This window comes from Mesorhizobium sp. M2C.T.Ca.TU.002.02.1.1 (assembly GCF_003997225.1).
On record NZ_RZTO01001463.1, the window covers coordinates 1 to 582 of the forward strand.

Consider the following 582-nt stretch of genomic DNA (forward strand, 5'->3'; position numbering starts at 1 on the left):
GAGTGGATCCGCGTCGGCAACGACTACGTGCTGGTCAGCATCCTTTCCGGCATCATCTTCGGCGCGATCGCCGCGCACTAATTTCGCGACAATCCGGAATGCAGAAGGAAGGCGGCCGCTTGGCCGCCTTTTTCGTCTGTGAAAAGCGGGTACGATGGGTTGGTCAGAGTGGCCGTGCCCGGGCGGCCTGATTATATGGAGGGCAAACGAGTTTCCCCGATGCGCTTTCCGCCCGCCTTCCTCGACGAGATACGCGACCGTGTGCCGATTTCATCGGTGATCGGCCAGCGCGTCGCGTGGGACAGGAAAAAGACCAATGCGCCGCGCGGCGACTATTGGGCCTGCTGCCCGTTCCACGGCGAGAAAAGCCCGTCCTTCCATTGCGAGGACAAGAAGGGCCGCTATCATTGCTTCGGCTGTTCGGTGTCGGGCGATCACTTCAAGTTCCTCACCGAACTCGACGGCATGAGTTTTCCCGAGGCGGTCGAGAAGATCGCCGAAATGGCCGGCGTGCCGATGCCGGTGCGCGATGAGCGGGAAGAACGGCGCGAGAAGGAACGCGCCAGCCTGACCGATGTGATG

2 protein-coding genes are annotated in these 582 nt (G+C 61.7%); both read left to right on the top strand.

Features of this window, described 5'->3' with window-relative positions; genetic code table 11:
- Window positions 1–81, top strand: an 81-nt coding sequence (locus tag EOD07_RS36760) for an RcnB family protein (RefSeq protein ID WP_206519681.1), incomplete at its 5' end; no start/stop codon positions are given.
- A gap of 138 nt (window positions 82–219) precedes the next feature.
- Window positions 220–582: CHC2 zinc finger domain-containing protein (locus tag EOD07_RS36765; RefSeq protein ID WP_245470645.1), on the top strand; the 363-nt coding region annotated here is incomplete at its 3' end.